Origin of the sequence: Deinococcus sp. KSM4-11, from assembly GCF_004801415.1 — a bacterium.
GTDB lineage: Bacteria > Deinococcota > Deinococci > Deinococcales > Deinococcaceae > Deinococcus.
Window position 1 is genome coordinate 407,809 of sequence record NZ_SSNX01000002.1, and the last position, 24,278, is coordinate 432,086.

The 24,278-nt window shown below is 65.1% G+C and carries 19 protein-coding genes; 4 read left to right on the forward strand and 15 right to left on the reverse strand.

All coding sequences use genetic code 11. The features are described 5' to 3' along the window. Positions 1 to 3: 3 nt before the first annotated feature. A complete protein-coding gene (locus E7T09_RS08980; RefSeq protein ID WP_136388829.1) occupies positions 4 to 1,632 on the reverse strand; it encodes a succinoglycan biosynthesis protein exop in 1,629 nt (542 codons plus the stop codon). Between the two features lie 379 nt (positions 1,633 to 2,011). Further along, positions 2,012 to 2,395 (reverse strand): HU family DNA-binding protein, encoded by a 384-nt coding sequence (locus tag E7T09_RS08985; RefSeq protein WP_136388830.1) that lies wholly within the window; start codon positions 2,393 to 2,395, stop codon positions 2,012 to 2,014. A 238-nt stretch (positions 2,396 to 2,633) separates the two neighbouring features. Between E7T09_RS08985 and E7T09_RS08990 the strand changes: the two genes are divergently transcribed. Further along, entirely contained in the window at positions 2,634 to 4,319 is a 1,686-nt protein-coding gene (locus E7T09_RS08990; RefSeq protein WP_136388831.1) for a long-chain-fatty-acid--CoA ligase, read from the forward strand. Positions 4,320 to 4,511: 192 nt separating this feature from the next. After that, positions 4,512 to 5,201, forward strand: a complete 690-nt coding sequence (locus tag E7T09_RS08995) for a hypothetical protein (protein ID WP_136388832.1) — start codon at positions 4,512 to 4,514, stop codon at positions 5,199 to 5,201. A gap of 353 nt (positions 5,202 to 5,554) precedes the next feature. Here E7T09_RS08995 and E7T09_RS09000 read toward each other — a convergent pair whose 3' ends face one another. The 4 genes from E7T09_RS09000 to E7T09_RS09015 form a co-directional block, all read right to left on the reverse strand. Then, entirely contained in the window at positions 5,555 to 6,358 is an 804-nt protein-coding gene (locus E7T09_RS09000; RefSeq protein ID WP_136388833.1) for an IS3 family transposase, read from the reverse strand. Positions 6,359 to 6,402: 44 nt separating this feature from the next. After that, a complete protein-coding gene (locus E7T09_RS09005; protein ID WP_136388834.1) occupies positions 6,403 to 6,669 on the reverse strand; it encodes a transposase in 267 nt (88 codons plus the stop codon). Positions 6,670 to 7,223: 554 nt separating this feature from the next. Continuing rightward, positions 7,224 to 8,114, reverse strand: coding sequence for a ParB/RepB/Spo0J family partition protein (locus E7T09_RS09010; protein WP_136388835.1), 891 nt, complete (start codon positions 8,112 to 8,114; stop codon positions 7,224 to 7,226). Further along, on the reverse strand, positions 8,111 to 8,887 hold the full coding sequence (locus E7T09_RS09015; protein ID WP_136388836.1) for a ParA family protein: 777 nt from the start codon (positions 8,885 to 8,887) through the stop codon (positions 8,111 to 8,113). Before E7T09_RS09015 ends, E7T09_RS09010 begins: the two co-directional genes overlap by 4 nt. Before the next feature lie 748 nt (positions 8,888 to 9,635). Between E7T09_RS09015 and E7T09_RS09020 the strand changes: the two genes are divergently transcribed. Continuing rightward, positions 9,636 to 11,051: a replication initiator protein A gene (locus E7T09_RS09020; RefSeq protein WP_136388837.1), complete on the forward strand. Its 1,416-nt coding sequence runs from the start codon at positions 9,636 to 9,638 to the stop codon at positions 11,049 to 11,051. 83 nt (positions 11,052 to 11,134) lie between these two features. On the opposite strand, the gene E7T09_RS09025 is transcribed toward E7T09_RS09020, so the two are convergent. Both E7T09_RS09025 and E7T09_RS09030 read right to left on the reverse strand, forming a co-directional pair. After that, positions 11,135 to 11,590 carry a MerR family transcriptional regulator gene (locus E7T09_RS09025; RefSeq protein WP_136388838.1) on the reverse strand — a complete coding sequence of 152 codons (456 nt, stop codon included), beginning with the start codon at positions 11,588 to 11,590 and terminating at the stop codon, positions 11,135 to 11,137. Continuing rightward, positions 11,587 to 12,564 (reverse strand): NADPH:quinone oxidoreductase family protein, encoded by a 978-nt coding sequence (locus E7T09_RS09030; RefSeq protein ID WP_136389014.1) that lies wholly within the window; start codon positions 12,562 to 12,564, stop codon positions 11,587 to 11,589. Before E7T09_RS09030 ends, E7T09_RS09025 begins: the two co-directional genes overlap by 4 nt. Positions 12,565 to 12,716: 152 nt before the next feature. Between E7T09_RS09030 and E7T09_RS09035 the strand changes: the two genes are divergently transcribed. Continuing rightward, the gene (locus E7T09_RS09035) at positions 12,717 to 14,513 is read left to right on the forward strand and encodes an acyl-CoA dehydrogenase (RefSeq protein WP_136388839.1); all 1,797 of its coding nucleotides are present in this window, start codon (positions 12,717 to 12,719) and stop codon (positions 14,511 to 14,513) included. Between the two features lie 13 nt (positions 14,514 to 14,526). Here the strand turns inward: E7T09_RS09035 and E7T09_RS22080 are convergent, their stop codons facing one another. The 7 genes from E7T09_RS22080 to E7T09_RS09070 form a co-directional block, all read right to left on the reverse strand. Beyond that, positions 14,527 to 15,363: a response regulator gene (locus E7T09_RS22080; RefSeq protein ID WP_136388840.1), complete on the reverse strand. Its 837-nt coding sequence runs from the start codon at positions 15,361 to 15,363 to the stop codon at positions 14,527 to 14,529. A gap of 9 nt (positions 15,364 to 15,372) precedes the next feature. Further along, positions 15,373 to 16,098 (reverse strand): hypothetical protein, encoded by a 726-nt coding sequence (locus E7T09_RS09045; RefSeq protein WP_168734775.1) that lies wholly within the window; start codon positions 16,096 to 16,098, stop codon positions 15,373 to 15,375. Positions 16,099 to 16,109: 11 nt separating this feature from the next. After that, positions 16,110 to 18,881, reverse strand: coding sequence for an Hpt domain-containing protein (locus tag E7T09_RS09050; protein ID WP_136388842.1), 2,772 nt, complete (start codon positions 18,879 to 18,881; stop codon positions 16,110 to 16,112). Between the two features lie 11 nt (positions 18,882 to 18,892). Next, positions 18,893 to 21,139 carry a methyl-accepting chemotaxis protein gene (locus tag E7T09_RS22210; RefSeq protein ID WP_240741703.1) on the reverse strand — a complete coding sequence of 749 codons (2,247 nt, stop codon included), beginning with the start codon at positions 21,137 to 21,139 and terminating at the stop codon, positions 18,893 to 18,895. A 36-nt stretch (positions 21,140 to 21,175) separates the two neighbouring features. Beyond that, positions 21,176 to 23,389, reverse strand: coding sequence for a methyl-accepting chemotaxis protein (locus E7T09_RS22515; protein ID WP_136388843.1), 2,214 nt, complete (start codon positions 23,387 to 23,389; stop codon positions 21,176 to 21,178). Positions 23,390 to 23,474: 85 nt separating this feature from the next. Continuing rightward, positions 23,475 to 23,900: a chemotaxis protein CheW gene (locus E7T09_RS09065; protein ID WP_136388844.1), complete on the reverse strand. Its 426-nt coding sequence runs from the start codon at positions 23,898 to 23,900 to the stop codon at positions 23,475 to 23,477. A 7-nt stretch (positions 23,901 to 23,907) separates the two neighbouring features. After that, positions 23,908 to 24,270, reverse strand: coding sequence for a PleD family two-component system response regulator (locus E7T09_RS09070; RefSeq protein WP_136388845.1), 363 nt, complete (start codon positions 24,268 to 24,270; stop codon positions 23,908 to 23,910). Between the last annotated feature and the right edge of the window lie 8 nt (positions 24,271 to 24,278).

The window sequence follows — 24,278 nt, forward strand, 5'->3', positions numbered from 1 at the left end:
ATGTCAGGACTGAGGTCTGGGAAGCAGGCTGGAGCGGAGGACGGGGCGCAAACCGGGTGTGGCAGATTGGGTTGCCTTGTTTATCACGGTTCCCAGCACGGCAACACCAGCCTGTGACGCACGCCGCAATGCCTGCCGGACGGTCTGGATAGGCGTGGAGCCAGCCTCGACCACGAGCAACAAGTGACCGGTGTGACGCGCAATATCGAGCGCATCCGCCACATACAGTAGTGGGGGTGCGTCGATCAGCACGAGGTCATAGCCCTCTCCCAGTCCATCTGCAGCCCCAGTATCTCCCCCTCGCACCGGCCACCGACCGCCCATTCCAACAGTAACGAGTTGTATTCCTGGCGCCACAGCATTGTCCACGGCCAAGTTCTCGCCAGGAGAAACGACGGCACTATGCGTGGAGCCCCGTGCGTAGGCCCAGAGTTGGGCCTGCGTACCGTCTTCCCCACTGGCATCCACGATGAGTACCTTCATCCCGATGGCCGCAGCCGCGTCAGCCAGGATCGCTACAACACTGCTTGTGCCGGCCCCAGACGTGGCGGACGTCACCACAATGCGCTGATTCTGATGCGCACCTCCAGCCGCGTTCAGGTTCAGAAGTAAGAAGCCCACCGCTTCCTGCATAGCACTGCCGCGCGCCGCCAATACGATTCCCTGGCTCTCAGTGACCCTCTTCTTCAGCCGAGGGAACGCGGCCATGGTAGACAGGCCAAGGCTGAGCAGGTCATCTTCATTTCGCACACTGGTATCAAGCGCGGAGCGGACAGCGGCGAGACCACCCAGTAGCAATACGGACAAGGCAACGGCGATCAGGACATCCCTTACAGGGTGGGGAGCAGCAGCCTTCATGGGAATGACGGCTGGCGCTACCTGGCTAAGCAGACCCGTTACCCCTTGCGCTTGTATGGCCGCTTGAACAAGATTTCTCTGTACCTGAGCTCTTGAGGTCAGTAGAACCTGCCGGTTTTCCACAGGAAGTCCGGGACGTGCCAACTGACGGTTGACCTCCATCAGCTGCTCACGCAGACTCTGCTCAGCACGCCGCACACCACTGAGAGCGCGGCCTTGATCCCAATCCAGCAGGGCCTGAGCGGCAGTATCCGCCACCACGGCAGCTAAGGGACCTGTAGTAGCAAAGGCATTGACCTTGTAGACACCATTCCCGCTAAAATCTACCCGACTTGTGACCTTAATTGTGTTGTAACGCTGATTGAGGAGCTCCTCAGTTAACTGGTTCGCAAACGCCTTCCTCTGGGTTTCCGTAACAGTTGGGGCACGGTTCAACAGTTCAATGATGTGATTCACAACAACGGGTCCGTGCAATGCGTCTTCAAGCGTACCGTCCGGCAGCGCCACTGGAGCCACGAGTGTGTCTCGCAGGTTGCCTACCGTGGCTGGCGTGGTTGTGATCAGGTTTGTCGTAGCACTGAATGTTGGGGACAATGTACGCTCATAGAGCCCAACAGCCGCCCCGATCAAAATTGAACCCCCAAGGATCCAAGGCAGCGCGTGATAGAGACCTTCCCGCAGCCGGCCGAAATCTATTTCAGCCTCATCTTGACTGTCATGAGAACGAAGCTGACCCTGCTGGGGCTGGATGTCGTGATTCAGCGTCAGACGCATCGCCTCGCAATCACTTCTGTGGTGGCACGTCGGAATGGTGCCTGAAAGACTGCCCATACATACCGCAAGGCGCGCCTAAAGATCGTATTCGGAAATGTTGTCGTCACCATGAGGGGCTCCACCTACCAGCAACCATCGCCGCATGTTACGTCCTCGGCCATACATTACGGACAGCAGATCAGTTGATGACAATTCCAGCGGCCATGCCGCCACCCCCAGCAGATCATATTTTGGCTGCGCCGAAGCAACCGGGGTGCAAGAATCAAGATCTCATCAGCTAGATGAGAAATCAGCGCCGAGGCTCACTTCCTCCTGCAGAGGACATGGCCAGGGGGCACGGAGTCTCCCCCGTGCCCCCTGCGTGGCCCTAAACGAAAGTTTAGAGCGTGCCCTTGAGGGTGCTTGCGACCTTAAAGGCCACTTTCTTGCCGGCGGGAATCTGGATCTTCTCGCTGGTGCCGGGACGAACGCCGGTGCGCGCGGCCGTGGCCTTGACGCTCAGGGTACCGAGGCCGGGCAGCCCGACGCTCTGACCGTTCTTCACGGCGCTGACGACAGCGTCCAGCATGGCGCTGACAGCTTCCTCGCTCTGCTTCTTGGTGAGGCCAGTCTTGTCGGCCACCAGTTCCACGAGCTGGGTCTTGGCCACTTTGGTGCTGGCAGCTTTCGTCGCGGTTTTCTTCGCGGCGGGCTTGGCAGCAGCTTTAGCGGCAGGCTTCTTGGCGGGGGCCTTCGATGACTTTTTGGTCATGGTGAGCAGCATGACATATCTCAGGCGGCTTGGGAAGGGGGGTTTCTGTTAAGAACGCCCTCCAGCACGGAGATCCCTGCCGAGAATTAAAATATTTGTCGACCAGGACGCCATTATTGAATGCTCGGCTGTGTGTGGCCCCGTGCAGGAGGGCGACTTCCGGAACACTAGAGTGGCGCACGGTAGACTGCAGGTACTACACAGTCACAGGGGGGATCACCACCCCACACCATCCCCATGGAGGATTCAGATGACGCACGAAGCGAATGCTGCCACCGACCCGACCCTACCCATACCCGTGCGGTACTGGCCACCGAACAAACCGCGCTCCCTGACGTTGCCTCGGACAGGGCTCATGCACAACCTGCGCGTCAATGCAGAACGCTACCCGGATAAGGTCGCGTTGTGGCATTATGGGCGAACACTGACGTATCAGGAGTTGCACATGCAGGCCACCCGGCTGGCAGGACACCTGGCGTCACAGGGAGTAAGCAAGGGCGACCGAGTCGCCCTGTGGATGCAAAATTCGCCAGCATGGGTGATTGCCGCCTTCGCAACGTGGCAGCTAGGCGGCGTCGTGGTTCCTCTGGCCCCCATGCTACAGGCCCGCGAGTTCGCGTTCTTTCTTCAGGATGCGGGCATTCGAGTCGGCGTCGTGGGGGCAGAACTGTACGACCGGGCCGTTCAGGCGGGCCTCGGTCACGCTGTGGTGGCGAACGTCGTAGCGGGAACGAGCCGCTTGGCAGGGATTCCTGTCCCAGACGGCCTGGATGTCACGCCCGAGTTGAGAGCTGGTGATTCCACCCTGGAGGAAGCGTTGCAGGCAGCTCCCGCCCCAGCCGCCGAGGTCACTGCCGACGACCTGTGCGTGATGCCCTATACCAGCGGCACGACTGGACTTCCAAAAGGATGTATGCACACCCACCGGTCTGTTCAGGCAAACGTGTTCGGCGCTGGCGAGTGGGTGGACGGAAACGTGGAGGACGTGTTCCTGGCTGCTCTCCCCTTCTTCCATGTGACAGGGTTCGTCAATTCCATGTTGTCCGGCCTCACCGGAGGCGGGCGCTGCGTGATCATGTCGAGGTGGGATCGCGATGTGGCTCGCACCTTGATCAGGGATCAGCACGTCACGCTCTGGACGACGACTCCAACCATGGTCATCGACCTGATGGCCTCCCCTACCTTCACGCCAGCCGATATGGCAAGCATCCGCAACATCACCGGTGGGGGCGCCAGCCTGCCAGAGGCCGTGGGGCAGACACTGCTCGAGTCGACCGGCATTCTCTACCTCGAAGGTTATGGACTCTCGGAGACCATGGCGCAGTCCCATTCGAATCCCCGTGGGCGGCAAAAACTTCAATGCCTGGGTATTCCGCTGTTCAATGTCGACTCGAGAATCATCGACCTTGATTCCCATGAGGAACTTCCACCGGGGCAGGTTGGCGAGATCGTGATCAGCGGCCCACAGGTAATGCAGGGCTACTGGAACCGCCCGCTGGACTCCACCGCCGCCTTTATCGAACTCGGGGGCCAGCGGTTTTTCCGCAGCGGTGACCTCGGACGAATGGACGACGAAGGCTACTTCTTCTTCTCAGACCGTCTCAAACGCATGGTCAATGTTTCTGGTATGAAGGTGTGGCCTGCTGAGGTCGAGAACCTGCTTCATGCGCACCCCGCTGTGCAGGAAGCCTGCGTCATCAGCGTTCCAGACGAACGCACAGGCGAGCGCGCCCGTGCCCTGATCGTTCTCAAACCAGATCAGGTTCCGGACGCACTAGGGATTGAGACCTGGGCGCGTTTGCAGATGGCGTCCTATAAGGTGCCGCGGGAGTATGAGTTCGTCGACAGTCTGCCGAGGAGTCCCACGGGAAAAGTGGCCTGGAGACCCCTGCAGGAAGCAGCACGTGAGCGGCTAAAGCAGCACCTCTCGGAGTGATCACTTCAATGGTCTGCCCGATGCGGATTTGGGTGTACCGCTCTTCCAGGGCATCTACACTGCCCTGTATCCACGGTGAGCACAGCATCATCACGCCACGGTGGACAGAACCTCGAGATGAGAGACCACCCGCGGCGGGACTTGCTCGTCACGTGACGAGCAATCCAACCAAAGCTTCCCTACAGTAGGGCCATGATTGCCGCGTTCATCAATCCGGTGCCCATGCTCACGCCAGAACCTCTAACAACCACCGGCCTCAGCTTGGCGGGTGCCGTCACGCAGTTGTTGACAGATGCCGACCTGATCCCGGTGACTGGCCTCGATGAAAATGAACTTCTCGAGGTGTCAGCCGCATTCACGTCGTGGCAGGTGTTGCTCTATGGAGCGGTCGTCAATACCCCTGACGGTCTGGAAGATCCAGCCTGGCGGCGGCTAACCCATGAGTCGCAATCGCTCCACGTTACGGCTCTCACCCTGGCGGGCCAGGCAATCGAGCATATCTCCATGTTCGGGCACCTTGGGTTGACGGTGGAACGCGTGGTGCGCGGACACCTGCTGCTGCTCATCCGGGTGTCCCACCCCTACGATCTCCAACTGGCTCTGGATCAGGGGGAGCGCGCCTGGGCGGATTGGCTCGCCTCTGGCCCACTGGCAACAGATCTACACCTGGTTCGGGATGGCCTTCGAATGGTCATGATGCCGCGTGAAATCAATGTCGAGAGCGCCGTGAACTATGTGATCGGCTGCTTGGGTGATGAACGGCCAATGACGGTCGGCGTTGGTGCCAGTGCAGCCGATCGCCGCTTCCTCGAATTGTGTGACCTCGTTCTGATGCCTGGAGACTCCGCAATCAGCTGGCCTGAGGCCGTGGATGAAATCTGATGCATGGAAAGCAGCCACGCCCCAACTCAATACGCATCTCCAAGTTGGATGGGCCTGCCTTCTGAACTGAAGCGGCGCGGCGAGAACAATAACAATAACCAATGCTCTCCTCTGCTATGCACGACGTCAAAACGTACCGCTCCACTGCCGCCCTGATCACAGCGCTCGGGCAGCCGGTAGTGTTCAACCCTACGTGCAGCATCTGTGGAGAACCTGTTCGCACCGGCTGCTGATGGGCCATGGCCTGGCCTGGCCGTAATCATTTGGGGCTCACCGCCCTCCACCGTTGATCCGGCAGGCGGTTGAGGGTGCCCCAATCGCGGTGCCGGCTGATCTGCAAATCTCAGCGTACTTCAGCCCACCTGGATCAGGCGGGCGAATTCGTTCGGTGAGCGTCCACCGAGCGACGTGTGCGGACGAACCTGGTTGTCGTCCACGCGCCAGGTCGAGAGCACCACTCGAGCCTGTTCCAGGCTCTGGAACCAGTGAACGTTCAGACACTCGTCTCTGACCCGCCCGTTGAAACTCTCGATATACGTGTTCTCGACGGGCGTTCCCGGACGAATGAAGAGATGGTGGATGCCAGTCTCGTGTGTCCAGAGGTCGAGGGCCTTGCCCGAACATTGCGGCCCATTGTCCGTGATGATCGACACGGGGCAACCGCGGAACCGGATGACATCGGCGAGGTGGCGGATGACATCGTGACCAGTGATGGAAACGCTGGCGTGCATCACCAGACACTCGCGGGTAAAGTCGTCCACGACGTTCAGGACGCGAAACCGCTGCCCCGAGGCGAGCTGATCCGCCATGACATCCAGACTCCAGCGTTGATTGGGCGCAGAAACCACAGGTTTCTGCTGACGTTCGCCGAGGGCAAGCTTCCGGCGAGCGTTCTGCCTGACCGCCAGCCCCTCGGCGCGGTACACCCGGTAGACGCGCTTGTGATTGATCTTCAGGCCGTCCCGCCGTAGAAGCAGGTACAGCCGTCGATACCCGAAACGCGGTCGCTCGGCAGCGAGGGTGCGAAGACGCTCGACCAGCACGAGGTCTTTCACCCTCGTGGGGCTCTTTCTTCGTTGAGTGGTTCTCGAGAAGCCCAGCACCCGGCAGGCCCGACGCTCGCTGACGTCGAACGAGCCTTGCAGCAGACCAACCATCTGGTGTTTCAGCGGCGTCTGCGCCTGGGACGTCGTCCCAGGCGTCACCACTTTTTCAAGGCGACTTCCTTGAGCATGGCGTTGTCCAGCGACAAATCAGCGACGAGCTTCTTCAGACGGCGATGTTCGTCTTCCAGCTGGCGGAATGTCCGGGTCTCCTCCTTGGACATTCCGCCATACCGGGCGTTCCACCGGTAGATGGTCGTCATCGCGACTCCATGGAGTCGCGACAGATCGCTGATGGCCGTGCCGGCCTCAAGTTGCCCGAGGATGTCGAGGATCTGCTGCTCGGTGTACCGTGTTCCCTTCATGCGTCTCCCAGAGTGCCACTCGATGTGCAGTCAGGTTGGCACCGGAAACGGAGTGAGGGTCACGGTGCGTGACCGGTGACTGGACTCCGCAAGTGTCATATCACCCTCCAAGCCATCGATATGCAAGCAAAATGCCCTATATGACATCTAGGCGCATAAAACCTAAGGTTCCAGATATTGTCTCAGCGTAAACATTCAGCCACGGCGCCCGGCAAAGACAATTACACATCTCAACGCATGGTCGCGGGGTACCTGGCGTGACCAAGAAAGGGACGCCTTGCAACGGAGCACACGGTACCCGACAGCGATTTCAAACGCTACATGGGAAATCTCTACCCCGCAAGGCTGCAGGCCAAGTCAGGCATGCATCCACGGCTGGGCGTGAGGAAACCTCAGCACTGGCGGGCACGGTATACACGCAGGCATCCATGAAGAGGCCCAATGCAGTCTTGTGTGGCCGTACTCGATCCGGGAACCGATAGCACTTCGTGCGGTGACCACAGAGGCATGAAGTTCGAAATAGTCATTGAATCAAAAGGAGTATTTGGGACTCCTCACTCAGCCAGGATCGACGCCAGTTGGTGAAGCAACTTCTCAACGCGATTCCGTTTGACTTCAGTCAGCGTGGAGCGGCGTCGAGCGTCCATCAATTGCTTGGCCACGGTTGTCCACGTATCGGCGCCGCTGGGATCAGTGCTGCCCACGTTCGTCCCGCTCACAAGCGCCCGGAGCTCTTGTACGGTGATGCCTGTATGGGTGCGCTCCAGCAGCGTCAGGCGTTGGCCTGGATCTTTGACCCGTCCGATGATCATGGCCTTTCGATAATCCAACCCTTCGCGCACCGCAGCCTGCACATCCGACGGCAGGTTGAGTACCGCCGCACGGTTGCGAATGAAACTGCGCCACGTCTCGCGCCCAAGCGAACCAAACGCAGTGTCAAGGGCCATAATCGCTTCTGGTGCGGTTTCGGGATGGCGGTCTAGTGCAAACATCCTGGCTACGGCCTCTGCTTCTGGAACATCCAGGGTGGCCGCAGCGACCTGAAGGCGGGCGCGAACTTCCTCAATCACGTTGAGATTTTCGCGCTGCAGATTCTCGACTGCGGCGGCCATTCGAGCCTCGGCATCGCTCAAAGGCCGGATGAGAACCGGCACTTCGCTGAGGCCAGCCAACTGGGCGGCCCGCCAGCGGCGTTCTCCAGCCACGATTTCATACCGACCACTCACATCAGGCCGTACCAGAAGTGGCTGAAGGATGCCCTGCTCGCGTATTGAGCGTGCCAGGTCATTCAGGGCAGCCTCATCAAAATGTACCCGCGGCTGAAAGGTACCGGCACTGAGAAGACCCACCGGAACCGTCGTCGCCGCTGGATGGGAGAGTTCTTCAACGCCAGCAACCAGGCCCGTAAGTCTCGCCCCGATTACCGGTCTGGCTCTCCGGGTCATGCGGGCGCTCCCGGGATGGTGACGCCCAGTCCCACCGCATCACTGATTTCCTGCGTCACCCTGAGGACGTCCCGGTGAACTGGAGAGCCAGGAGCATAGACGCCGACAGGCTGTCCGGCGCTCGCACTGTCGTTCCACACCGCGCCACGGTCGGCGATCGGGCTGGCCAGCGGATGCAGCAGCTGTTTCAGAGCCTCGTAGGCTTCCCGGTCGTGCGAACGCCGGGCGTCGTACAGCGTGGGCACGTACAGGGCGACGGTCAGGTCTGGACGCAGCTTCCGGTAGGTCGCCATGGCCTCACTCAGACCTGCCAAGGCGTTCATTCCCTTTTGCCTGGTCGGGACAGGAACGATGAGGTGATCTGCAGCCAGAGCCCCGAGGATCGACAGTTGGCCGAGGCTGGGAGGACTGTCGATCAGAACGCTGTCGTACTGGTCTGCCAGTTGTGCCAGGGCCTGTCGAAGGTGCAGGTGGGCCCCGACGACCCCCATCATCTGCCCCTCTGCCAGGGCCAGCGAGACATCGCTGGGGATCAGGTGCAGACCGTGCACGGCAACGGGTAAGGGGAGTGGGGCACCTTTGGTTGCTGTGTCGTAGACCGTCGATACCTGCGTTACATCTGTGACCCCAAGCCAGTCTGTCAAATTGGCCTGTGGGTCGAGATCAACGAGCAGGACACGGTGGCCGGCCTGGGCGAGGGTGAACCCTACGTCACGGGTCAGGCTCGACTTCATGACCCCTCCCGCATGGTTGAACAGCGTCATCGTCCGCATTGCTTGTAGCGTAGCGCGCCACAGCGATCACAGTGCCGCGCTGGAGGAATACTCGTCACATGACGAGCAAAACGGCAGCGCGGTCATCAAGCCCAATACTATTCGTTGTGCCACACGATAAATATCTAAACGGGGGCGCATGCCCTGTATCGGACAACTTGCGCCGTTTCGAGGTTTGGATGGACGAAGACTATCGGACAACTTGCGCCGTTCGCACGAAACCTGAGCCATCTGAACATGTCATTCCTGGCGATTCTCACCGCCTACACCACATTGCCAGAGCACTATCGGACAACTTGCGCCGTTTCATGGATCGACCGTATCGGACAACTTGCGCCGTTTGATCCGAAATCATCGTTGCGGTGGCCGAAAGAGGCTCGGCCGAAGAGCTGACAAGGCACTATCGGACAACTTGCGCCGTTTCGCCTTCCGCTATCGGACAACTTGCGCCGAATCTTGGCTGCAGTACCGGACAACTTGCGCCGTTGCAGACACTTGGCTATCGGACAACATGCGCCATTGCTATCGGACAACATGCGCCATGGGCGTTCATGGCACGGACAACTTGCGCCGTCTGGGGGTCAAAACTATCGGACAACTTGCGCCAAACTATCGGACAACTTGCGCCGTTTGGGGTCACTAAGCCCGTCCAGCGCGCGTCTGGCTCGGTCGCCTGTTGTTGACAACATATATTCTTTTAACAGAGATAAAAGATCTACTAAAAGAAAAACAACAAACAGGGGGATCCGTGACCGACCGGGGAATCAAACGCTTCGACGAACTGAACATCGCCAGGCTCAGCCTGATCAGCGTCCAGGAGCGTATTCCTGCCGATTACCGGGATTGGGTGGTTGAACTCGAGGACGGCGACCGACGCTACCGGGTAACCTGTCAGGCCCTGCCTGAGTATGGCGTTCCACACGGCATCGATACGGACATCAGCGCGGCCCTGGTGAACCTCTACATCGACCAGGGCTCACCTAACGACGGCACCGTGACCTGCACGCCCTATCAACTGCTGCTGATGGCTGGTCTGGACACCAGTGGCCGCTACTACGCCTCACTTGACGAAAGTCTCAAACGATTGACCACCACGACCTACTTCATCGCAGAAGGGTGGCGGGATCACCCACGTGGTCGGTGGACGAATGTCAACTTCCGCTACATCGATCGTATCGAATTCACATCAGGTCAAGCGGAAAAACTGGACGCGTCCAGTGTATTGCGCATTACCCTGCCACAGGAAATCGCGCGCAGCGTGCGCGCCGGCTACATCAAGTCGCTGGATCTGTCGTTCATGCAGACCCTGAAGCGTCCTCCCACCCGTGCGCTGTATCGCCTGCTCGATGCGCAGCGACGCGATCCGGAAAACCCCGACGCGGTGGCCATGGCTTATCAGGTGGGCCTGATGGAGTGGGCGGAGGCATGCAAGATCGTGACGGACAGACCGAGCATGGCGCAGCGCACGCTGGACGCGGCGCACGATGAACTCATCGAGAAGGGGTTCCTTAAGAGCGTGGAGTACCTGGGGCGTGGCAAGAAGAAAATGCTCCAGTATACCTTTGGCGAGGCCTTCATTCCTCCAGATCCTGCCCTGCTGCACGAACTCGCGGATCTGGGGGTCACCCAGACACGGGCCCTCCAGCTGGTGCGGGAACATGGGGAAAATGGCGTCGAGGATGCCGTGGCCCGCTGTAAGGCCATACTCGCTGGAGGGTATAAACCGCGCAGCCGGCCCGCCTTCTACGTGGACGTACTGAAGAATCCGAGCAAGTACCAGATGCCCGAAGGGTCAGCCAAGCCCCCGAAAGCCGCCTCCAAGGCTCAGGAGGCCAAGGCACGGGGATCAGCTCAGCCGAGCCTGTTCGAGGCCCCTTCCTCGCCATCTCAGGAGCAAGTGCCGGATGAGGACGCCCTGCTGCGGACTCAGCCCCGCGAAAAGCAGGTTGAGGAAGTCATGCGTACCCTGACCTTCCTGCTGCGCAACGACCTCAAGTTGATGGAGCTCGACACCCTGCGGATGGCCCTCGACGAGGGGCTGGAGGATCCGCTGGAGATCAAGGCCTGGGCCATTAAAGGCATCGCCAGCGGCCAGAAAATCGCAATTGTGCGGGATCTGCGGATCCGACTGAGCCTCAAACCCCTGCTCGAAGTCGCCCGGTAGGGCTGAAGAGCCGCAGGCGGGGCAGGGGAGAGGCGGTGGGGGAATCCTACCGCCTCCTGTCATCAGCTCACCTGACGGTCAGCTCAAGCGTCCGAATCAGGCGCAGGCAAGGCGCCAGGTGGGCTACCCGTCAGGCGTTTGGTCAGCCAGCGGTCGAATCGCGCGAGATTCTCGGCCTGACGGGCATAGGCCTCGTTGATGAGGCGCAGCCGGGCGTGCAGGGCCTGTAACCGTTCGTCACTGATCGGCACGTCAGACCGCGTCCAGTCTCTTCGGTAGTGTCCGGAAACATCGTGGGTGGCGCGGCGCAGCGTGACCATATCCCGGGCTTCCTCAAGAGGCATCCCGAGCGAACGCAGATCGATCAGGTCACGCAGGAGGCGCAGGGAATACGGGCCGTACAGCGCCCGCCCCGACGCCGTCACCTGATCTGGCGTCAACAGGTTCAGTTCCGCATAGTGCATGACCGTTCGGCGCGTGACGCCAGCCTCGCGGGCCAGTTCAGCCGTGGTGTAGAACGCGACGGGCGCTTCCGTCACGACGGCACCAGCACGACCTTTCCCATGACGCGGCGTTCCAGCAGCGCCCGCAGCGCCTCGGTGCCGCGTTCCAGCGGATACCGGACGCTGACTAGGGGCGTCATGGTGCCCTCTGCCACCCAGGCGGCCAGCTGGCCCATGTTGCGGGCATTCCCGGCTGGATCACGCCGGGCGAACTCCCCCCAGAACACCCCGACGATGGACGCCCCCTTGAGGAGCGGCAGGTTCCAGGGCAAGCGGGGAATCTCCCCACCGGCAAAGCCCACCACCAGGTACCGCCCACCCCAGGCGATCGAGCGGAAGGCCGGTTCGGCCAGGGCGTCCCCGACCGGATCGAAAACCACATCCGGCCCTGCACCGCCCGTGAGCTCCCTCAGGTGATCCCGCAGGTTCTCGCTGGCGTAGTCGATCACGGCGTCGGCGCCGTGGGCACGGGCGACCTCTGCCTTGTCGGCACTGCTGACCCCGGCAATAACGCGCGCGCCGAGCGCCCGGCCGATCATGACCGCCGCGAGGCCCACGCCGCCCGCCGCGCCCAGCACGAACAGCGTCTCGCCTGCCTGCACCCGTGCGCGGTCGACCAGCGCGTGCATCGACGTGCCGAAAGCCAGGGGCAGGGTGGCCGCAGCTTCAAAGTCAATTGCGTCCGGCAAGGGCATCACGGCCGCCGCAGGAGCCAGCACGTGGGTCGCAAACGCCCCGGTGCCGGTGAAGGCCATCACCCGCTGTCCAACGTGCAGCGTGGTGACGGCACTCCCCAGCGCTGCGATGGTGCCGGCCGCCTCGGCTCCTGGCGTGAAGGGCAGGGGTGGGCGCACCTGATACTGGCCCATCACCATCAGGGCGTCCGGGTAATTCACGCCGGCGGCCCGAACCGCGATCAGCACCTCCGCAGGGCCAGGCACGGGATCCGGCGTGTCCTGGACGCGCAGCGCTTCGGGCACGTCGAAGGCCTCACAGGTCAGCGCGCGCACACGGGGCCTCGCGAGGTCAAAGGGCTGGGAATCATGCGACATGTTAACGCGGGCGTCCACAGTTGACGTGCAGGGACACCCTGGATAGGCTCGCCCCAGCTTCCCCGCTGCATTCCACTGGCCGCTGCCCACGTGGCCCAAGGAGACGACCTATGGCTCCCTTCCTCGACCGCCGAGACCTCCGCTTCCAGCTATTCGAGGTACTGGACACCGCGCACCTGCCGCAGCGCTCCCGCTTTGCCGAGCACTCCCATGAGACCTACCAGGACGTGCTGAATCTCGCGTATGCCGTCGCGGAACGCCACTTCGCCAACCACGTGCGCGCGGCCGATCTGAACGAGCCGCACCTCGAACACGGCAAGGTGGTGCTCCTGCCGGAGGCCGCGGCGGCCCTGCGCGCCTTCCGGGACGCCGGGTTCTATGCCGCCCACCACGATGAGGCGCTGGGTGGCCTCCAGCTGCCGTGGGTGGTCATGCAGGCGGTCATGGCCCACTTCCAGGCGGCGAACATCGGCACGGCCGGCTACGCCTTCCTGACCATCGGCAATGCCAACCTGCAGCGCGTCTTCGCGTCACCTGCCCAGCAGCAGACGTACATGCAGCCGCTCATCGAGGGCCGCTGGACGGGCACGATGGCCCTCTCGGAGCCGCAGGCCGGATCTGGTCTCGCCGACATCACGACCACTGCCACGCCGCGCCCAGACGGCACCTACTCCATTCGGGGCAGCAAGATGTGGATCTCCGGGGGAGCCCACGAGCTGACGGAGAACATCGTGCACCTGGTGCTGGCCCGGATTGAGGGCAGCCCGGCAGGAGTGAAGGGCATCAGTCTGTTCCTCGTGCCGCGCTACCGGCCCACCCCGGACGGCCAGCCGGGAGAGGACAACCACGTGGTGCTGGCGGGCCTGAACCACAAGATGGGGTACCGGGGCACCACCAACACGCTCCTGAACTTCGGTGAGGGAGGGGAGACCACCGGGGAACTCGTGGGCGAACCGGGCCAGGGCCTGTCGCAGATGTTCCACATGATGAACGAGGCCCGCATCGGCGTGGGCCTGGGCGCCGTGATGCTCGCGGGCGCCGGCTACCAGGTGAGCCTGGAGTACGCCCGCGAGCGCCGCCAGGGCCGCCCGCCGGGCCAGCGCGATCCCCTGAGTCCCCCGGTGCCGATCATCGAACATGCGGACGTGAAGCGCCTGTTGCTGCGCCAGAAGGCCATCGTCGAGGGTGGCCTCGCGCTGTGCCTGTACGCGTCCTCCCTGGTGGACGATCTGGCCACCGGCCCGCTCGAGACCAGGGAAGACGCATCCCTGCTGCTCGACCTGCTGACACCGCTCGTGAAGTCCTGGCCCAGCCGTCACTCGCAGGACGCCCTGAGCGACGCCATCCAGGTCATGGGCGGCGCCGGATATACCCGCGATTACCCGGTCGAGATGTACTACCGTGACAACCGGCTGAACCCCATCCACGAGGGCACGGAGGGAATCCAGGGCAACGACCTGCTGGGCCGCAAACTGACGCAGGCAGGCGGCCGGGGCCTCACAGTGCTGCTGGAGCGCATGCAGGCCGACCTGCAGGGCGCTGCACCCTTAGAGGAGATACACCACATCCGCTCCGCCCTTGACCTCGCCGTGACCCAGGCCACCGGGGCGCTCAAGACGCTCCTGGAACAGGCCGGCGACATCGGGCCGGAGCGGGTGCTGGCCAATGCCAACGCCGCGCTGGAGATGCTGGGGCTCACCGTGGTCGGCTGGATGTGGATGCGGCAGGCACTGGCTGCTGCCCGCGCGCTCCCCACCGCCCGTGGGGACGACATCGCCTTTTACCGCGGCAAGCTCCAGGCGGCCCGCTTCTATGCGCTGTACGAGCTTCCCACGGTACGAATCCACGCGGAGCTGCTGGCCCGCGCCGACCGAACCACCCTCGACATGCAGGACGCCTGGTTCTGAACCGCGCCGAGGCTCAGTTCAGGAGCTTGTTCGGTTCCGGCTCAGCGCGGGTGACGACCACCAGCGTGAAGTCTGCGTGCACGTGCAGGATCACGTCGCGTTGCTGGTACCGCAGGGTCACGGTCTGGAGGGACTCGGCCATGAACTGGTGCCCGATCACGCGGGCCGTGTTCACGAAGTAGGCGGCGAAACTCAGCAGCTTGGGGTCGAGCGGCCGGCCCTGGTGGCCGAGAAGCCTGTGGCCAGCGTCCAGCAGCGCGAGCGCCTCGGCCCGCTCACTCGACTGGTAGTGGCGGATCAGGCGCTGCGCCTCGCCCTCAGGGCGGTCTGGCGCGGTCGGCTGGGGGGGCGCTGTCACGTCCTCCGCGGCGACCGGCACCGGTTCCGACGGTACTGCTGGAGAGGCCGCAGCCGGGACGGAGTCCACCACGGGTGCGTCCGGTGCCGGTGCAGGAGCGATGTCGTCGGCCGCGGGAGCCCGTCCGGGCAGGAGGCCCTCGACCATGGGGATCAGCTCGTCCTGGCTGAACGGTTTGCGCAGCACGGCGTTCGCGCCGGCGTCTCTGGCCTGGGCGCGGATCTCATCGTCGACATTGCCGCTCATCAGGATGACAGGCAGCGACTGGAAGCGTTCCTGCTGGCGCAGCATGGTACACAGCTCCAGGCCGCTCATGCCGGGCATGATCACGTCCACCATCAGCAGGTCGAAGGAGGAGCGTTCGTTCAGGAGCGCCTCGAGGGCCTCTTCACCGCTCACGGCACTGTGGCTGGTCAGGGAGTGGCGCTTGAATGTGATCTCAAGTGCTTTGCGGACGGAAATGCTGTCATCGACGATGAAGATCTGTGGCATGAGGATGTCCTAGGCGAGCCGCGCACTGGATTCATCCAGGTCGACGGCCAGCTCGATGAGAAGTCGGGCGGTGGATTGAGTGAATGCGGCGGCGTCGTGCACGGGCACCGCCGGGGTGCGGAAGAAGCTGAACTCGGCGGCCGGATGCTGCTCGATGAAGCGCAACAGCCCGAGGATGGCGGCCTTGCCGGATCGGCCACCGAACTCGGCGTACACCACCTTGCCGTGGCTCATGGCGAGGTGACCGGTTCGCTGGCTGCCCCCGGTCGGCCGGACCGTGATCATCCAGTGACCGCTGAACTCGAGTTCCCCCACCCAGTTCAGAAACTCCGGCAGGCCAGGCGAGCCCAGCTGACCATCGAGCTCCGGCCGCAGGCGGGTATTCATGGGCACCGGATAGCGGGCCATGTCGACCCCCAGGTGCCGGAAGGCGCGGGCCAGGACTTCGGGGCCGGCGGGCAGGGTCACGAAGCGGTGGTCGCCGGCCTCGGGCGCGCCGGGAATCAGGTAGACCGGCAGCCGGCTGGTCGACTGGTCGCCCGCCACCACCGAACAGAACTCCGCTCCTGTCATCTCAGGCATCACGGCGTCGCAGACGATCGCGTCGACCAGGGTGCGTTCAAGCTGTGTCAGGGCGTGCAGCGCGCCCTCGGCATGCACGACCTGCACACCGACCTGGGTGGACAGGTGTTCGTACATCGCCGCGCGGGCGGCATTGTTCAGCACGGTCAGCATGATCGGCATGGTCAGGTGCCCGCTCCGGCCAGACTGCCCACGCGGCGCAGTAGCAGGGCCTCGTTGACGGGTTTGGTGAAGTAGTCGGTCGCCCCCAGGCTGAAGGCCAGGCGCTGGTGTTTCTCGCCGGCGCGGGTCGTCATGATCACGACCGGCAGGGCGGCGGTGGCCGGGCGGCCCCGCAACGCCGAGAGCAGCTCGAAGCCGTTCATGCGCGGCATCTCCAGGTCGCTCACGACCACGTCATAGCCGTCGTCGAGCTGGAGACGCTCATAGGCGTCCTGGCCGTCGTTCGCCGTCTCCACCGTGAAGCCCGCGCGTTCCAGCATGCGGCCCACGACGCGGCGCACGCTCAGGGAATCGTCGACCAGCAGCAGCCGGCCGCGCACGGCACTCTGCCGGGTGTCGTGTTCGGTGCGCAGCCACGCGTCCGGACGGCGGGCCAGGCGCAGCAGGCCCTGTGGTTCGAGCAGTGGCAACACCTCGCCCGTGGCCGACAGCGCCGTGCCGCTCAGGTATTCCAGCGTGCCGAGCAGGCTGCCCGGAGGCGCGACGGAACTTTCCTCGATGCTGCCGAAGGTATCCACCCGCGCGGCGACCTCTCCGGCCAGGGTCGAGAGGATCACCAGCGAGAAGGTGTCGTTCTGGGAGGGCACGCCCCACAGGTCGCGCAGGTCGATGACCGGGACCCAGCGGCCCTCGAAAGGAGCCTCGAAGCCGCTCTCCCCGATGCGCAGCTCGTGTTCCGGCAATTCACGCAGCGCCCGGATGCCTGCCACGGCGAAGGCCAGCGGCACCGCACCGACCTGCACCTGCAGGACGTCCATGATGCGCCGCGTGGTGGGCAGGCGCAGGGTGAAGGCGGTGCCCTCACCCGCCCGGCTGCGGATCAGCAGTTCCCCGCCGAGCTGGCGGGTGGTGTTCGCCACGACGTCCATCCCGACGCCGCGCCCGGCGAGGGTGCTGACCTGCGCCTCAGTCGACAGGCCCGGCAGCAGGATCAGGCGGGCCACCTCCTCGTCTTCCATGGCGTTGAGTTCGTGCGCGGATCGCAGGCCGCGGGCCAGCGCGCGCTCTCGGATGGCCACGTAATCCAGGCCGCGGCCGTCGTCCTGCACGGTGATCTCCAGGAAGGAGCCCTGCAGCGTGGCACTCAACTCCACGCGGCCCACGGCCGGTTTCCCGGTGGCGGCGCGCAACTCCTGGCTGCCCAGACCATGGTGCAGGGCGTTGGTGAGCAGGTGCAGCAGCGGTTCCCCCAGGCGCTGCAGGGTGGCGCTGTCGACCTTGAGGTCGTCGCCGCGCGTCACGAACTCCAGGCGATCCTTGTGCTCGCGCGCCCAGCGGCGCAGCCGCGCCGTGACCTGCGAGAAGGGTACGCGGGCCGTCTGCGTGACGTCCACGCGCAGGCGGCGCAGCAGCTTGCCCATGTCCTCGTGCTCGGTCTGCAGGTCGCTGATCGCGCCGTCGAGGCGGCGGCGGACCTCCGCGAAGTCGGCGCTCAGTTCGGTGATCGAGCGGGCCAGGATGTTGAGGTCGGAGTAGGTGTCGAGTTCCAGCTCATCGAAGTCCTCGGCCAGTGCGGGGCCGGCGCGGTCTGGGCGGGTATCGCCGGCGGCGCGCAGCATGTCCGGGTTGAGATAGCGTTCCTCGAAATCGCGGACAGCCCGACCGAACCGGTCCTGGCTGTCCTGCATGGCGCGCTGCAACTCGTCCAGGCGTCCAAGCGACTGTCCCAACCGGGAGCGGGACGTGACCAGGCTGCCCATCTGGTCGATCAGCCCCTCGAGCTGCCGGGCCGGGACGCGCAGGGTGGCCAATTCCGTCGAAACCGCGGGGGCTTCCGGCCGCGGGCCGGCGTCCGCGACGTGCACCGGTACGCTGGTCTCGCCGCTCGCGATCTGCGCGAGACGCGCGGCCTGGATGTCCAGGGCCGCCTGCACCTCCTCGCCCGAGCCCTCGGCGACGCGCAGCATGGTCTCCAGCAGGTCGGCGGAGCGGCGCAGGTCGTCGCGCAGGGGAAGGTCCATCCGGAGCAGTCCGTCGCGAACGGCGCCCAGGACGTCTTCCAGACGGTGCGCGAAGTCGCCCAGCGGCTGGAGGCCCACCATGAACGAACTGCCCTTGATGGTGTGGGCGGCGCGGAATGTGACGTCCAGGTCGGGTTCGGCGGCGTCCAGCTGGGCACGCAGGTTCCCCAGGTGCTCCCGCACTTCGGGCGCGAAGTACTCCCACACCTCGGCCTGTTCGGTCGCGAACGTCCGCAGGGTGCCTTCCAGCCCGTCCTGAGGCGTCGCGGCCGCTGTGGCTCCCCCGAAGCCGAGGTCGTCGAGGTCGGCCGCGCTGTTCATGACCGGGCGGGGCACGAAGGCCTGCGGCTGGGCCCGCAGCATCGCCTGCAGTTGCGTCGCGCCGCCGGCCCGGGTAAAGCGCAGACCCAGGTCGGATTCGCGGCGGCCCTGTTCCACGTCGTCCAGACCCTCGTCCAGCATCTGCACGGCGGTGCCCAGCAGCGTGGTAAAGGTCTCTCGGCCGTCGTGATCCAGCTGGGGCCGGGCTTCCAGCACCCGCTCCAGCAGGGCCGCCATCTTCGAGAGCTGCGGGAACCCGTACAGGCCCGCGCTGCCGCGCATGCGGTGCGCCACGATGGAGAGGGCTCCCAGCTTCACGGCGTCGTCCTCGCCGCCTGCGGGGGCGCGCAGGTCGTCCACGCCCGACCGGAGGGTGGTCACGTCGGCCCTGGCCTCGTTCAGGAAGGCCGGAAGAAGTTCGGCTCGCTCCATCGCATTCACGCTCAGGCCGGCAGCTGGAAGCGTTCCAGGCTGCGGTTGAGTTCCTCGGCCAGCTGCTCGAGCTGCTGGGCCGTCTGACGTCCCTGTTCCACCGACGACTGCGACTGCCGCGCGACCGTGGCGATCGACTGCACGGCCACGCCCATCTGCTCCACGCCCTGCACCTGCGCCTGCGTGGCCTGCGCGATCTCATCGGCGAGTTGCGCCGACTGCTGCGAGAGCATGCCGATCTGCCGCAGGCGTTCCCCGGCGGTGCCGGCCACGTGGTAGCCCTGCTCCACCTCGCGGGTGCCGTCCTCCACGCTGACGACCACGTCCTGAATCTCGGCCTGCACCGTCTTGATCAGTCCGGCGATGCGCGCGGTGGCCTGCGAGGACGTGTCGGCCAGCTTGCGCACTTCGTCGGCGACGATGCTGAATCGGCCGCCGGCCTCGCCGGCACCCGCCGCCTCGATCGAGGCGTTCAGCGCCAGCAGGTTCGTCTGCCGCGCGATCTGCGAGATGGTGTCCACGATTTCCTGAATTTCCAGCGAGCGGTCACCCAGCGTCTTGATGCGCTTGGCGATACCCTGCACCTCGCGGCGGATGTTCTGCATGCCGTCCAGCGTGCCGGTCACGGCCTGCTCCCCCTGCTGGGACGCCAGCAGCGCCTGCTGGGCCGTTTCGGCAGAAGCCTGCGCCGCCTGCGCCATGCTGCGGATGGCGTGCGTGACGGCGCGCACCCGTTCGGACACGCGCTGCGCTTCCTCGGCGGTGAGCTGCGCGCCCTGCTGGATCTCGGCGGTGCTGCCCAGCATCTCCTTGGAGCCCAGCGCGACCGACTGCGACGCCGACTGCACCGACTTCAGCACGCTGCCGAGCTCCTCGGTCATCAGGTTGATGGAATCGACGACGTTGCCCAGCACGTCCTCGGACACCGTGCCGCGCTTGGTCAGGTCACCCTCGGCGATGTCCATGGTGACGTCCAGGAAGGCGCCGATGTTGCGCTGCAGGTCCTCGGATTCCCGCAGGCTGACCTGGTTGCGCTCGTCGTTGGCGCGCAGCTTCAAGATGGCGTCGTTGAAGGCGCCGGCCACGACCCCCACCTCGTCGCGGGTGGTGACGGGCACCTCGGCATCCAGGTCACCGCGGGCCAGCTGACCGGCGGCGCGGGCCAGCCCTGCCAGCGGGCGGGTGATGGCGCGGCCGATCATCAGCAGCAGCACGGTGGCGGCCAGGGTCAGCAGCCCCAGGGCGGCGAGCTGCTGGAGCATCAGGCGCCGGGTATCGGCGAGGCGCGCGGCGAGCAGGCGCGAGATCTCGGCGTTCCCCGCCCGGACAGCCTGACCGACCTGGATGCTGGCCGCCTGCAGGGCGTCCGCCTGCAGGGCGCTGTATTCCGTCATGCCGGACGTGGCCCCGATGCTGAGCGACTGGCGCACCTCGGCCAGGTTGTTCACCACGGCCCCGAGGGAATCGGTCAGGGACTCGTCGGCCCGCTGGGCGCGTTTTGCGGCGCTCATGGCGGCGTCGAGCGCCACACCGGCACGGATGGCTTCCTCACGGAACTGGGGTTCGAGGATCGACACGACCGCCGTCTGCCCCTGGACGCGGGCCAGGGCGTCGGCCAGCAGGTACATGCTGGCCAGACGCAGCTGCACTTCAGGCAGTTTCACCAGGGCGCTCTGGATGGCGTTGTAAGAGGAGACTTTGGGATCGAGGCTCAGGTTCGCGTCCTGCAACAGGGTTTCCAGACCGGGCAGCAGCTGCTCCTTGGAGAGCTGGGTGAAGCTGGACACCGCGATCATGCCGCCGGAGCCGACATCGGACTTCTGCAGGGACGACCACCCGGAGGCCACCGACTCGAACGCGGTGCGGGTATCGAACAGCCCCTGGTTGCCAGCCTCGGTGGTCAACACGTTCAACGCTTTCTTGACCTGGGTGGCGGCGGCCGCGGCTTCGGCCGTCTTCTTCTCGGTGGTGGCATTGACGTAGGCCATCATGCCGGCCTGCATCTGCTGGAAGGCGCTGACCTGCGCGGTGCCCGCCACCTCGCGCTGCGCGAAGCCGATGTTGTCCTGGTGGATACGCACGGCCAGCACCATCACGGCCGCGATGGGCAGGGCGAAGGCCGCGGCGCTCAGCGCGAGCTTCTGGCTCACGCTCAGGCGTGCGAGCAGCCCGGCAGAGACCTGGGTGGTCGCTCCGAACAGCGTGTCCGGGCGCTTGACCGTGGGGGCGGGAAGGGGCGTGGTGATCTTGTGCAGCATGGGAAACTCCTCGGTGGTGGGCAGGGCAGACGGGGGTCAGCTCAGGCGGAAGCGGGCAAGGGTGGAGTCGAGATTCCGGGCGAGTTCCGTGAGCTGTCCGGCGGCCTCGCGGGCCTGGGCGGCGGAGTGCTGCGACGCGGTGGCCACGGAGGCGATCTGCCGCGTGCCCTCGGTCATCTGCGCGACGCCCTCCACCTGACGGTCGGTGGCGGCCGAGATGTTCTGTGCGAGCTGCGCGGTGATGCCTGCCAGTTCGCCGATCTCACGCAGGCGGTCACCGGCGCTGCCGGCCACCTCCACTCCGCGCGCGACCTGGGCGGCGTTTTCCTGGGCGCCGCGCGCGACCTGGGCGATGTCGCCCTGCAGTTCCGCGATCAGGGTGCCGATGCGGGCGGTGGCGGCCGTGGATTCGTCGGCCAGCTGGCGCACTTCCTCGGCCACGACCGCGAAGCGCGTCCCGGCCGCTCCGGCGCCGGCCGCCTCGATGGACGCGTGCAGCGCAAGGAGGTTCACCTGCGAGGCGATGTGCGAGATGGTCTCCACGATCTCCCCGATCTCGTCAGAGCGCCGCGCCAGGGCCTGCACCCGCTCGCCGGTATCCTGGGCGGACGCGCGGATGGTGTCCATGCCCTCCAGGGTGGCGCCCACAGCCTGCTCGCCCTGCTGCGAGGCGGCGAGGGCGCGGCGGGAGGCCTCGGCGGAGGCGCGCGCAATGGCGGCCATGGTGCGGATGCCCTGGCTGAGCTCCTGTCCCTGCGCGCTCATGCGCTGCGCCTCGGCGCTGGTCGTGCGGGTGCCGTCCTCGATCTGCTCGGCGCTGCCCAGCATGGCGTGCGAGCCGTCGGTCACGGTCATGGACGCCTGCCGCACGGCGCCCAGGGTCTGCGCCAGTTCCTCGATCATCAGGTTGATGGAATCGACGACGTTCCCCAGGACGTCCTCAGTCACGGCGCCACGCCGCGTCAGGTCGCCGTCCGCGATCTTCATGGTGACGTCGAGGAACTCGGAGATGTGCTGCTGGAGCTGCCCGGCCTCAAACAGCTGGAACTCGCTCAGCTCCTGGTTGCGGCGCATCTGCTGCGTGGCGGTGTTGAAGGTGCGCGACAGGGTGCCGAGCTCGTCGGCTGAGGTGACCGGCACCTGGACGCCGAACTGCCCCTGTTCCATGCGGTGCGAGGCGTCCGTCAGGTGCCGGATCGGCTGCGTGATGCGCCGGATGATGGTGAACAGCAGCGCGCCGGCGGCCAGCAGGGCGGCGAGCACCAGCGCGGTGAGCAGCCCGAGGTGCAGGAAATCCTGCCGCATCCGCGCCCGGATCTGCCGATCCAGGTCGGCGACCGTGGCCTGATAGCCCTTGCCCAGGCCGTCGAGGCTGGCGGTGTACGCCTGAACCAGGGCGGGCGTGACCATGCCGCTGTTGAGCACCTGCTGCGTCAGATCGAGCGCCTGTTGCGCGGCGGTGACCGCGGTGGTGTTCAGGTCGCCCAGCCGCTGCTTCAGGCTAGGATCGAGGCTGTAGGCATGGTTCAGGGCGATCTGGTAGGAGGCGAGCGCGTCGGAGGCCATGTACATGTTGCGCTGGGTCAGCTGGGCTTCCAGCCCGGCGGCCGAGGGCTCACGCAGCAGCACGGCGTCCATCGAGAGCAGCTGCAGCTGACGGGTCAGCAGCGCCGCCTGCTTGCTGGAGGCCAGCAGCGCCTCGATCTCCGGGGAACGTTCCAGGTCGAGACCCGCGTCCGAGAGGATCGCCTCGGTCAGCGGCTGCTGGTTGGTCTGCAGCAGTGTCTGGTAGTTATTGATGACCGTGAAGGTGTCGCGTGTCCGCGAGTACTCCAGCAGGCTGTTCCAGGACGTGCGCAGCGTCGGCAGCTCAGTGGCCGCCTGGCCACGCAGGCGGGCCGTCAGGGCATTGAGGTTGGCTTCCGTCTGCGTCTTGCCCTGCTGGGTCACCTTCGCGTTGCGGGCGACGTGACCGGACGTGAAGGTGTACAGGCTCGACTGCAGGGCCGTCAGGGTGGAGAGGTCCTGCAGGCCGCCCAGTTCAGCGACCGAGCGGCTGCCCGTCTGGAAGCCCTGGTACAGCTGCGAGGCGCTCAGGGCGATGACCGGGGCGCCCATCACCAGGGCCATCAGGCCCAGTTTCTGACTGACGCTGAGGCGGTCGAGCCAGTGTTCGCGGCGAAGCGGCGCCTCGCCCTGGTGTGGGGCCGCATTGGGCGCGAGGTTGTTCAGGTTCTGGATCGTGGTCATGCTGAGGGCTCCTTCAGGGGATCAGCGTCGGTGCGGAGGCCGGGATCGGGCGGCACAGGCAGCCAGGGGTAGTCGGAATGCACGGTTAGACCCGCTCCAGGTGCACCCGCAGCGAGGCCAGCAGCGCCGGGGCGTTCAGGGTGCGCACCATCACTTGCCCGGTGCCGTCCGGGGAGGGCAGCGGGGTGGGTTCGCTGAGCGGCGTGGCCTGGGTGGGCGCGTCCGGGAGGCGGATCAGGCCCAGGGTGCGGTCGGCCGGCAGGGCCAGTCCTTCACCGTCCACCTCGGTCAGGACGTTCAGGTCGGCCGTACCGTGTCCAGGGGTGCCGAGCAGGTGGGCGAGGTTCACGACGGGAACGGCGCGCCCGTGGATGACGGTGAGTCCCAGCAGCAGGGGCGCCGCTACGGGCAGGCCGGTGGTGCGGCCGGACTCCAGCACTTCACAGTGGACGCCCTCCGCGGGGATGGCGATGGCCACCCCGGCCAGTTCGACGAGCAGCGCGCGGGTCATGGACGCTTCAGTTCAGGTGCCGGGCGACGATGCCCAGAACCTGTTCAGGGGTGTAGGGCTTGACCACGTAGTCCACGGCGCCCTGACGCAGGCCCCACTTCACGTCGGTGTCATTGCCCTTGCTGGACACGAAGATCACCTTGAGATCCGAGAGTTCTGCGGTGCGCTTCATGGCGCGGGCGACGTCGTAGCCGCTGCGGCCGGGCATGACCACGTCGATCATGACCAGATCCGGCTTCTCGCGCAGCGCGGCGTCCAGGGCGGCCTCTGGATCAGTGATGGCCGTGACGGCGTGGTTGGCGGGGCGAAGGGCGGCTTCGAGGAAGTTCAGGTCGGCCTGCGAGTCGTCGACGATCAGGATGCGTGCCATGGTGGATC